Annotated in this window: 8 protein-coding genes; 3 read left to right on the plus strand and 5 right to left on the minus strand. The window is 71.9% G+C overall.

Features of this window, described 5'->3' with window-relative positions; translation table 11 throughout:
• On the minus strand, positions 1-658 hold a 658-nt coding region (locus AC1DXV_RS25755; protein WP_477936227.1), incomplete at its 3' end, for a helix-turn-helix domain-containing protein.
• 122 nt (positions 659-780) lie between these two features.
• Between AC1DXV_RS25755 and hemN the strand changes: the two genes are divergently transcribed.
• Complete coding sequence (hemN, locus tag AC1DXV_RS25760; protein ID WP_477869669.1) at positions 781-2,214, plus strand: oxygen-independent coproporphyrinogen III oxidase; 1,434 nt, start codon at positions 781-783, stop codon at positions 2,212-2,214.
• Between the two features lie 10 nt (positions 2,215-2,224).
• A complete protein-coding gene (locus AC1DXV_RS25765) occupies positions 2,225-2,920 on the plus strand; it encodes a sulfite exporter TauE/SafE family protein (RefSeq protein WP_477869671.1) in 696 nt (231 codons plus the stop codon).
• 13 nt (positions 2,921-2,933) lie between these two features.
• Here AC1DXV_RS25765 and AC1DXV_RS25770 read toward each other — a convergent pair whose 3' ends face one another.
• Complete coding sequence (locus tag AC1DXV_RS25770) at positions 2,934-4,763, minus strand: AMP-dependent synthetase/ligase (protein WP_477936229.1); 1,830 nt, start codon at positions 4,761-4,763, stop codon at positions 2,934-2,936.
• A gap of 105 nt (positions 4,764-4,868) precedes the next feature.
• Between AC1DXV_RS25770 and AC1DXV_RS25775 the strand changes: the two genes are divergently transcribed.
• The gene (locus AC1DXV_RS25775; protein ID WP_477936231.1) at positions 4,869-7,535 is read left to right on the plus strand and encodes a bifunctional acetate--CoA ligase family protein/GNAT family N-acetyltransferase; all 2,667 of its coding nucleotides are present in this window, start codon (positions 4,869-4,871) and stop codon (positions 7,533-7,535) included.
• Here the strand turns inward: AC1DXV_RS25775 and AC1DXV_RS25780 are convergent.
• The 3 genes from AC1DXV_RS25780 to argF form a co-directional block, all read right to left on the minus strand.
• Positions 7,525-7,947 (minus strand): universal stress protein, encoded by a 423-nt coding sequence (locus AC1DXV_RS25780; RefSeq protein WP_477872958.1) that lies wholly within the window; start codon positions 7,945-7,947, stop codon positions 7,525-7,527. The two genes, AC1DXV_RS25775 and AC1DXV_RS25780, sit on opposite strands and share 11 nt — an antisense overlap.
• A 33-nt stretch (positions 7,948-7,980) precedes the next feature.
• Positions 7,981-8,835: a universal stress protein gene (locus tag AC1DXV_RS25785; RefSeq protein ID WP_477936233.1), complete on the minus strand. Its 855-nt coding sequence runs from the start codon at positions 8,833-8,835 to the stop codon at positions 7,981-7,983.
• A 342-nt stretch (positions 8,836-9,177) separates the two neighbouring features.
• A complete protein-coding gene (gene argF / locus AC1DXV_RS25790) occupies positions 9,178-10,185 on the minus strand; it encodes an ornithine carbamoyltransferase (RefSeq protein ID WP_477936235.1) in 1,008 nt (335 codons plus the stop codon).
• Positions 10,186-10,506 lie beyond the last annotated feature (321 nt).

A 10,506-nucleotide genomic window follows, 5' to 3' on the forward strand; every position in this document is an offset into this window, starting at 1 on the left:
GACGAACACGCAAACACCCCGACGCACGCAACCGCGTCAGCACATGGCTCACCGTCTCGATCCGCAGCCCCAGGTGGCTGCCGATGTCTTCGCGGCTCATCGGCAAGCGGAGCTCGGTACTCGATTGACCGCGCTCCTGCGCACGCTCGGAGAGTCCCAGCAGGAACGCCGCAATGCGCGCCCCCGCCTGCCGCTGCCCGRGCAGCCGCATCAGCGCATGGTCGCGCACGATCTCGCGGCTCATCAGCTGATGGAAACGGCGCTGCAGCATCCCTGACGCGGCCAACGCCTGCTCGACCTGGTCGAACGGCAGTTCGCACACCTCGGAATCCTGCAGCGCGATCGCCTGGCAGCGGTGCAGGCCCGAGTCGATCGCATCCAGCCCGAGCAGGTCACCCGGCAACGCGAAGCCGGTCACGCGCCCGCGCTGCGGCGGCACGCCGACGCAGGTCTTGAAACTGCCGATGCGCACCGCGTACAGCGAGGCAAAGGTCTCGTCCTCCAGGAACAGCGTGTCCCCCGCGGCCACCGCCCGCACGCTGCCGGCCACGCTGGCCGCGATGTCGTCGCGCACCACCGGCAGACACAGGTGGCGCCGCTCGCACAGCATGCACTCGGGTTCGTCCGGCAGCACCGGCAAATGGATCATCGAAGACATGGCACGACGCGCCGCAGCGCTCCATCGGGTTGAGTGGCTCGACGGCATTGTGGGAGGCAGGGTGCGACCGCCAATTGATCCAACGCAAGCCGCCACGGCGCGCCGCGCGCGACAGTGCCGGCATGAACGCCGCACACCCCTCCCCCGCGCTCGACGACGACCTGCTGCGCCGCTTCGATGTGCCCGGCCCGCGCTACACCTCGTACCCGACGGCCGACCGCTTCGGCGAGTCATTCGACGCGCAGCAGTACCAGCGGATGCTGGTCGCGCGCAACGGCAGCACCGCGCCGCTGTCGATCTACGTGCACATCCCGTTCTGCGAATCGGTCTGCTACTACTGCGCCTGCAACAAGGTGATCACGCGGCACCACGAGCGCGCGGCCGGGTACCTCGATGCACTCGACACCGAGATCGAGTTGCACGTCACCGCGCTCGGCAGCGGGCTGCCGGTGTCGCAGCTGCACCTCGGCGGCGGCTCGCCCACCTTCCTCAGCGATGCCGAGCTGACGCGGCTGATGTCGACGCTGCGCGGCGCGTTCAACCTGCTGCCCGATGCCGAGATCTCGATCGAGGTCGACCCGCGCACCGTCACGCCGGCACGCCTGTCGCACTTCCGCACGCTCGGCTTCAACCGCATCAGCTTCGGCGTGCAGGACATCCAGCCCGAGGTGCAGCAGGCCGTGCACCGCGTGCAGCCGTTCGAGGACGTGCGCGTGCTGGTCGCCGCCGCGCGCGTGCAAGGTTACGAATCGATCAACGTCGACCTGATCTACGGGCTGCCGAAACAGACGCCGCAGAGCCTCGCCGAGACGGTGGCACGCGTCGCCGAGTTGCGCCCCGACCGCGTCGCGCTGTACGGCTACGCGCACCTGCCGGAGCGCTTCAAGCCGCAGCGGCGCATCGTCACGGCCGAACTGCCGACCGGCGCCGATCGCGTGGCGATGCTGCGCGGCGCGATCCGCGGCTTCCTCGCCGCCGGCTATGAAGACATCGGCATGGACCACTTCGCACTGCCCGGCGACGCCCTCGCCCGCGCGCGCCGCGCCGGCCGGCTGCACCGCAACTTCCAGGGCTACAGCACCCAGCCCGATTGCGACCTGATCGCCCTCGGCGTCTCGGCGATCGGCCGCATGGGCAGCAGCTACAGCCAGAACGCGAAGACCCTGCCCGAGTACTACGAGGCGCTCGCGCAACGCCGCTTCCCGGTGGTGCGCGGCCTCGCGCTCGACCGCGACGACCTGCTGCGCCGCGACGTGATCATGGCGCTGATGTGCCAGGGCCGCGTCGACCTCACCACGCTCGGCCATGCGCACGATGTCGACGGCGCGGCGTACTTCGCGCCCGAGCTGGCCTCGCTGCAGGTGTTCGTGGCCGACGGCCTGGTCGAGATCGACGATGACCACGGCGCGACCGTGCAGGTGACGCCGCGCGGCTGGCTGCTGGTGCGCGCAATCGCGATGGTGTTCGATCGCCACCTGCAGGCCGCGCGTGCCCGGGTGCGCGAAGGCAAACACCCCGCCGAAGCCGGCGGCGCGCGCTTCTCGCGCGTGCTGTGACGGTGCAGCGATGAGCCTCGCGCTGCTCACCGGCGCCGCGCTGCTCGGCCTCGCCGGCTCGGCGCATTGCGCGGCGATGTGCGGTGCCAGCAGCGCCGCCGTCGTGCGCACCTGCAGTGCAGCGAGTGGCAGTCGCCCGTTGCCGGCCACCCTCGCATTCCAGGGCGGACGCCTGCTCGGCTATGCGCTCGGCGGGGCGCTGGTGGCGTCGAGCGTCTCGGCCCTCGCCTGGCTCGGCCAGGCCACGCCGGCCTTGCGGCCGCTGTGGGCCTTGCTGCACGTGGCCGGCGTCGCACTCGGGCTGTGGCTGCTGTTCAGCGGCCGGCAGCCGCGCTGGCTCGCACAGCTCGGGCAGCCGCAGCAGCCGGTGCAGGCGCCGCGCGCCGACGGCTGGCAGGTGATGGCCGGCCCGCTGAAGGCCGGCGCCGCCGGCAGCCTGTGGGTCGCGTGGCCGTGCGGGCTGCTGCAATCGGCACTGGTGCTTGCGGCCCTGGCCGACGGCGCGCTGGCCGGTGCCGGCGTGATGACCGCGTTCGGCCTCGCGTCGTCGCTCGCGCTGTGGGGCGCCCCCGTGCTGTGGGCCCGGCTCGACCGGCGCGCACTCGCGTGGAGCATCCGCCTCGCCGGGCTGTGCCTGGTGCTCGGCTCGGGCTGGTCGCTCGGCCACGGGCTGTGGCCGGATTCGGCGCTGTTCTGCGCGACCTGATTTCGGTCGCCCGTCAGCGCCGGTACAAGCCTTCGATCTCCTGCTCGAAGCGCACCATCAGGTTGTGCCGCTTCAGCTTCAGCGTCGGCGTCATCAGGCTGTTTTCCACCGTCCACGGCTCCAGGCTCAGCCACACCGCGCGCGGCACGCCGTAGCGCGGGAACGCCGCCGCCAGCTGCGCCATGCGCTGCAGCGCGGCTTGCTGCACCGCCGGCAGGTTCAGGCTCTCGGGGGGCACCGGGTCGACGCCGAGCGACTGCGCGAAGGCCTGCCACTGCGTGCGGCCGAGCACCGCCACCGCGGCGATGAACGGCCGGTTCTCGCCGAGCACGAAGACCTGGCTGAACAGCGGGTCGGCCGCGATCGCCAACTCCAGGTCGGCCGGCGCGATCTTCTCGCCGGTCGAGGTGACGATGATCTCCTTGATGCGCCCGAGGATGCGCACCCGGCCGCCGTCGTCGATCGACGCCTGGTCGCCGGTGCGCAGCCAGCCGTTGTCGGTGAACGCACGCGCGCTGTCCTCCGGCCGCTTCCAGTACCCCTTCATCACGTTCGGGCCGCGCACCTGCAGCTCGCGGTTCTCGCCCAGGCGCAGCTCGACGCCCTGCAGCGCGGTGCCGACGGTCGCCGGATCGTTGTGCTCCAGCGTGTTGGCCGCGATCACCGGCGAGGTCTCGGTCATGCCATAGCCCTGCAGCACCGGCACGCCGAGACCAAGGAAGCAGCGCGCGAGCGCCGCCGACAGCGGTGCGCCCCCGCTGACGGCCACGCGCAGCCGGCCGCCGAAGCTCGCGCGCAACGGGCGGCCCACCAACGCATCGAGCAGCGGTGCGACCAGCAGCTCTGCCGCCGCCCACGGGCTCGCCTCGGTGGGCAGGCCCTGCTGCCGGCAGAAGCGCCGCCAGCCGACCGCCTGCGCCGCGTCGAACAGCCAGCGCTTCACGCGCGAGCCGGCCAGCCGCGCGTCGAGTTGCGCGCGCACGCGCTCGTAGATGCGCGGCACCGAGATCAGCACGGTCGGCCGCACGCTGCGCAGGTCCTCGGCCAGCAACGCGACCGAGCGCGCATGCGCCACGCAGCTGCCGGCCGCGATCGGCAGGTAGTAGCCCGCAGTGCGCTCGAAGGTGTGCGACAGCGGCAGGAACGACAGGAACACGTCGTCCGGCCCGGGCGCGACGTGCGCGAGCACCGCCATCACGTTCGCCACCACGTTGGCATGCGTCAGCATCACGCCCTTCGGCTTGCCGGTGGTGCCCGAGGTGTAGACGATCGCGGCCAGGTCGTCGTGCCGCGGCGGCGTGGCCGGCAGCTCGGCCTGGGCACCAGCCGCCAGCCATTCGCCCACGGCGATCACCGGGACGGCACCGCCCTGCCCGGCCGCCGCTGACGTTGCGGAGGTCGCTCCCACCACGACGACGCAGCGCAAGGCCGGCAGCGCGACGCCGGTGGCCCGGATCGCTTCCCACTGCGCCAGCTCCTGCACCATCAGCACGGCGGCCTCGCAATCGCCCAGGATGTAGGCGATGCTCGCCGGGTTGTCCAACGCATGCATCGGCACCGGCACGCCGCCGGCAGCCATCGTCGACAGGTCGGCCCACACCGCCTCGACGCCGTTCGGCAGCAGCAGCCCGACGCGCGAACCGGCCGGCAGGCGCAGCGCGGCCAGCGCGTGCGTCCAGCGCTGCACCGCGGCCGCGGCCTCGCGCCAGCTGAGCGCGACCCAGCGGTTCGTGGCGGCGTCGAAACGGCGGTAGGCGGTGTCTTCGGGGCTGCGCCGGACGCGCGCCTCGAAGAGTTCGGTCAGCGTGAGGACGTGGGACAGGGCGGAATCGGTGCGGCTCATCGGCGGCGATTCTCCCCGCATCGCCGGCCGTCGCCGGCGCGCAGGGGCTTCGCCGCTTGCGCCACGTCAAGCCGCAGCCGCCGCCCCTTGCCCACACAATGCGGCATGAGCGTGCGCCACCTCGACCACCTGCTGGAACCCCGATCGATCGCCGTCGCCGGGGCCTCCGACCGCCCGGCCAGCGTCGGCGCCACCGTCTGGCGCAACCTGCGCGCCGGCTTCCAGGGCCCGCTGCACGCGCTGAACCTGCGGCTGCGCACGCTCGACGGGCAGCCGGTCTTCACCCGCCCCGAGCAGCTGCCGGCCGCGCCCGACCTGGCGGTGCTGTGCACGCCGCCGGACACGCTGGCCACGCTGGTCGACCAGTTCGGCCGGCTCGGCACGCGCGCCGCCATCGTGATGACGGCCGGGCTGAGCGCCGCGCAGAAGCAGGCGGTGCTCGAGGCGGCCCGCCCGCACGTGCTGCGCATCCTCGGGCCGAACTGCCTCGGCCTGCTGACGCCGCGCCTGGGCCTGAACGCGAGCTTCGCGCACACCGATGCACTGGACGGCAACCTGGCCTTCGTCTCGCAATCGGGCGCGCTGGTCACCGCGGTGCTCGACTGGGCGAAGGCGCGCCGCGTCGGCTTCTCGCACCTGGTGTCGCTCGGCGAGCATGCGGATGTCGATTTCGGCGACCTGCTCGATCACCTGGCCAGCGATGCGCACACGCGCGCGATCCTGCTCTACATCGAATCGATCGGCGAGGCTCGAAAGTTCATGTCGGCCGCGCGCGCCGCGGCACGCAACAAGCCGGTGATCGTCGTGAAGGCCGGCCGCGCCGGCAACGGCCTGCGCGCGGCGGCCTCGCACACCGGCGCGCTGGCCGGCTCCGACATCGTGTTCGACGCCGCGATCCGACGCGCCGGCATGCTGCGCGTGGACACGCTGCACGAGCTGTTCGTCGCGGCCGAGACGCTCGCGCACTTCGGCGCCAACCGCGACGACCGGCTGACCCTGGTGACCAACGGCGGCGGTGCCGGCGTGCTGGCCGCCGATGCAGCGGCGCGTGCCGGCGTGCCGCTGGCCGAGCCGACTGAAACGCTGCTGGCGCGACTCGACGCGGTGCTGCCCGCCACCTGGTCGCACGGCAACCCGGTCGACATCATCGGCGACGCGCCGGTGCAGCGGTACGTCGACGCGCTGCAGGCGGTGCTGGCCGAGCCGCAGGCYGGCGCGGTGCTGTTCATGCATGCGCCGACCGCGATCGTGCCGAGCGCCGACATCGCGCGTGCGCTGGCGCCGCTGGCGCGCGAGGCGAACGGCCGGCTGATGGCCTGCTGGCTCGGCGACGGCGCGGTGGCCGAGGCACGCCGCGTGTTCGCCGATGCCGGCGTGGCCGACTACGCGACGCCCGAGGAAGCGGTGAACGCGTTCTCGATGCTGCGCTGCTACCGGCACAACCAGGCCGTGCTGCTGGAGACGCCGTCGGCCAGCGCCAATGCGGTGCCGGACCGCGCCGCCGCGCGCCGCGTGATCATCGCGGCGCTACTCGACGGCCGCGAGATGCTGCAGGAGCACGAGGCCAAGGCGGTGCTCGCGGCCTACGGCATTCCGGTGGTGACGACGCTGCGCGTGACGGCCGATGCCGATGCGGCGGCCGGCGCGGCGGGCCGCATCGGCTACCCGGTGGTGTTGAAGATCGTCTCGCCCGACATCACGCACAAATCGGATGTGGGCGGCGTCGCGCTCGGCCTGGCCGACGAGGCCGCGCTGCGCGAGGCCGCGGCCCGCATGATCGAGCGGGTGCGCGCCGCGCAGCCGCAGGCCCGGGTCGGCGGCTTCACGGTGCAGGCGATGGCGAGCCGGCCGATGGCGCAGGAGCTGATCGTCGGCGCGAGCATCGACCCGAACTTCGGCCCGGTGCTGATGCTCGGCCACGGCGGCACGGCGGTGGAGGTGCGCGCCGACCGCGCGATCGGGCTGCCGCCGCTGAACCGGGCGCTGGCGCGCGAGCTGGTGTCGCGCACCCAGGTGTCGCGCCTGCTGGCGGGCTACCGCGACCATCCGGCGGCGCGGCTCGATGCGGTGGGCGATGCGCTGGTGGCGCTGTCGCAGATGCTGGCCGACCTGCCGGAGCTGGCCGAGCTCGACATCAACCCGCTGTGGGCCGACCACGACGGCGTGCTGGCGCTGGATGCGCGCATCCGGCTGAGCCGCGTGCCGGTGGCCGGTGCGGAGCGTTTCGCGATCCGGCCGTACCCCGATGCGCTGGTCGAGACCCTCGCGTGGCAGGGCGAGGCGCTGACGCTGCGGCCGGTGCGCCCGGAGGACGAGCCGGCGCACCGCCGCTTCGTCGAGCAGCTGAGCCCGGACGACCTGCGCTTCCGCTTCTTCAATGCGCGCCGCGAGCTGGCGCACAGCGAGCTGGCGCGGCTGACGCAGATCGACTATGCGCGCGAGATGGCCTTCATCGCGGTGCGTCCCGGCGCCGACGGCACGAGCGAGACGCTGGGCGTGGCGCGCGCGGCGGTCGATCCGGACAACCTCGAGGCCGAGTTCGCGGTCGTCGTGCGCAGCGACCTGCAGGGCCGGGGCCTGGGCCGGCTGCTGATGGACAAGCTGATCGCCTACCAGGCGGCGCAGGGCACGCAGCGCCTGGTGGGGCTGGTGCTGCGCGACAACGTGGCGATGCGTGCGTTCGTGCAGCGGCTGGGCTTCGAGGCCCAGGGCGGCGACAGCGACGCGGCGCGGCTGGTGCTGCCGCTGCAGGGGAAGCCGGTCAGCGGATGACGAGCACCGGCGTCCTGCAGTGGTTCAGCACGCGGTTCGTCACCGAGCCGAGCACCATCGAGCCGAGGGCGGAGTGGCCGTGCGAGCCCATCACGACGAGGTCGAAGCGGCCGCTGTCGGCCGTCTCGCTGATCACGGCGGGTGCGTGGCCGACCTTGTCGACGAAGGTGGCGTTCCAGCCTTGCTGGGCGATGAAGGCGCGCACCGGTTTCAGCACCTCGTCGGTCTCGGCGCGGTAGTAGTTCTCGACCGTCTCGCGGTCGAAGAAGCCCTTGGCACGCGGCGGCACCGGCATCGTGACGGTGAGCACGGTGTAGTCGTGGCCGGTGCCGAGGAACTCGTCGTGGGCGGCCAGGTAGGCCAGCATCTGCTTCGTGCAGGCGCTGCCGTCGACGGCCAGCAGGATCTTCATGGGGTCTCTCCTTCGCGGGTGGGGAAGCGGGGGTCAATGAACCATCAGCAGCGGCAGCTGCGCGGCGTGCATCAGCGAGCGCGTGGCGCCGCCGAGCACCTGTTCGCGCAGCCGGCCGTGGCCGTAGCAGCCCATCACGAGCCACTGGGCGCCGACCTGGGCGGCGAGCGCCATCAGTTCGTCGCCGATGGCACGGGGCTCGTGGTCGCGGTGGTGGACGACGGGTGTGATGCCGTGGGCATTCAGGTGGCCGGCGATGTCGAGGCCGCCGGCCGCGCCGACGACGGCGTTGCGCGACCAGCTGGCGACGTGCACTTCACGGGCCTGTGCGAGGAAGGGCAAGGCGGCGGTGACGGCGCGGGCGGCTTCGCGCGAGGGTTTCCAGGCGATCAGCATGCACTCGGGTGCGGAGCTGGCGGCGCCGTGGTCGGGCACGATGAGCGCGGGCTTGCCGCTCTCGATCAGCAGCGATTCGATGAAGCCGGCCGGCAGCTCATGCGGGGAGGTCGATGCGGCGCGCTGCCCGAGCACCAGCAGGTCGGTGCACAGCGCATGCTGGACGACGGCCTGCAGCACGGGTTCGCGCACGACCTCGGCCCAGCGCACGCGCGAGAGTTCGTCGCCGCCGGTGATGTCGAGCAGCAGGCGTTCGCGGGCGAGCTGGCGTGTGTCGGGCTGCTCGAGCATGCCGGCAGCGCCGGCCACGGCGGCGAAGCGGCCATCGGTCTCGGCGTGCAGCGGTGTTGCCGCGAACAGCGCGGTGACTTCGGCGTCATGCCGTTCAGCCAGTTCACGAGCCAGCATCAGGCGGGCGACGGTGCGTGGCGAGGTATCCGCCAGCATCAGGATCGAGCGAATCGGGTTCACGTAGCCTTGGGGTTGCGACATCCTCGGCACGGTACGCCTGCGCTTGTTTCGCGGGTTGATTCAACTCAAGTTCGGCTCTTGTTCTTTTGGGGCGCGTGGGGGGAGGCCGTGGAGCGCCAATAAAGACGGGKCGCCGGAGCTGGCTGGTTTCATGGCCCGCGTGCGCAGCACGCTTCGTGAACTGACTGTCGCCGACTGTTTGACCACAACGAACGAAGTGAGTGGCGGGAGTTTCGGCGACGGGCCATSAAACCAGTCAGCGCAGGGGAGTCATCGCCCCGCCAGGGGCGATGACCGCACCGGCCGGCGCGCCATGGCCTCCCCCCACGCGCCTTTGCGCACAAAAGCAGAAGCAGAAGCAACTCAGCCCAGCGTAGAAACCAACACCGCCTTGATCGTGTGGAGGCGGTTCTCGGCCTGGTCCCAGACGATGGAGGCCGGCGACTCGAAGACCTCCTCGGTGACCTCCATGCCATCGAGCCCGAAGCGCTGGAAGACGTCTTCGCCACGCCGCGTCTCCCGGTTGTGGAACGCCGGCAAACCATGCATGAACTTGACCGACGGATGGCCCGCCGCCGCCATCAGCCGCGCATTCACCTGGTACGGCCTCAGCAGCGCTATGCGCTCGGCCCAGGCCGCCTCCGGCTCGCCCGCCGTCACCCACACGCCGGTGTCGATGAAGTCCACGCCCTCCACCGCCTGCAGCGCCGCCTCCGTCACCGCCAGGCGCGCCCCGCTCACCCGCGCCAACGCCTCGCACCGGGCCAGCGTCTGCGCCGCCGGCCACAGCGCACGCGGCGCCGCGATCCGCAGGTCCATGCCCAGCAAGGCCGCGCCCTGCAACAGCGAATCGCCGGTGTTGCCACGGGCATCGCCCAGCCAGGCCACGCGCATCTCGCGCAACGGCTTGTCGCAGTGCTCCTGCATCGTCATCAGGTCGGCCAGCACCTGCGTCGGATGGAACTCGTTCGTCAGCCCGTGGTAGACCGGCACGCCGGCATGCGCCGCCAGGTCCTTCGCCGTCTGCGGCACCGTGCCCCGGTACTCGATCGCGTCGTACAAGCGGCCCAGCACCCGCGCCGTGTCCTTCACGCTCTCCTTCTCGCCGAGTGGCGAATCGCCCGGGCCGATGAACGAGACCTGCGCCCCCTGGTCGTGCGCCGCCACCTCGAAGGCGCGCGTGCGCGACAACGACCGCTCCGAGAGCAGATCAGAGAGCAGCGCGATGTTGCGCCCGCGCAGCGCCGGCTGCTCGGTGCCCGCCGCCTTGGCCCGCTTCAGCTCGTGCGACATCTCCAGCAGATGCTGGATGTCGCGCGCGTTCAGCTCGTCCAGCGACGACAGGCTGCGGTTCTTCAGGTGATAGGCCATCGCGCGCTCCTCTCTTCTCGGAACGCGCCAGCCTAGTCAGCCCGCAGGCAGCGGCCTTGATGGGCGTCAAGCGGCGGCCACTGATACGGAATTGACACACGCCATTCACACGCTGTTGCGCAGCGCCCTGCTCCGGTCGTGCTGCATTGACAGGCCCTTCCTAAGCTCCTCTCCATACCACCCGCCCGCCAGGAGCCCGCCATGCAAACCGCCACGCCGACAGCCCACTTCACCGTGTGCGCCCGGGTCAACGACTCGCTGAAGCTGCTGGCGGAATCCGTCGAGCTGCAGCGCCGCATCGTGCATGCCGGCGACACGGTG

The organism is Rhizobacter sp. P3_C12, assembly GCF_056402735.1.

What these genes read in the sequence shown, in the direction of transcription:
- hemN (WP_477869669.1), top strand. Translation starts at nt 781, where the DNA reads ATGAACGCCGCACACCCCTCCCCCGCGCTCGACGACGACCTGCTGCGC.
- AC1DXV_RS25765 (WP_477869671.1), top strand. Translation starts at nt 2,225, where the DNA reads ATGAGCCTCGCGCTGCTCACCGGCGCCGCGCTGCTCGGCCTCGCCGGC.
- AC1DXV_RS25770 (WP_477936229.1), bottom strand. Translation starts at nt 4,763, where the DNA reads ATGAGCCGCACCGATTCCGCCCTGTCCCACGTCCTCACGCTGACCGAA.
- AC1DXV_RS25780 (WP_477872958.1), bottom strand. Translation starts at nt 7,947, where the DNA reads ATGAAGATCCTGCTGGCCGTCGACGGCAGCGCCTGCACGAAGCAGATG.
- AC1DXV_RS25785 (WP_477936233.1), bottom strand. Translation starts at nt 8,835, where the DNA reads ATGTCGCAACCCCAAGGCTACGTGAACCCGATTCGCTCGATCCTGATG.
- argF (WP_477936235.1), bottom strand. Translation starts at nt 10,185, where the DNA reads ATGGCCTATCACCTGAAGAACCGCAGCCTGTCGTCGCTGGACGAGCTG.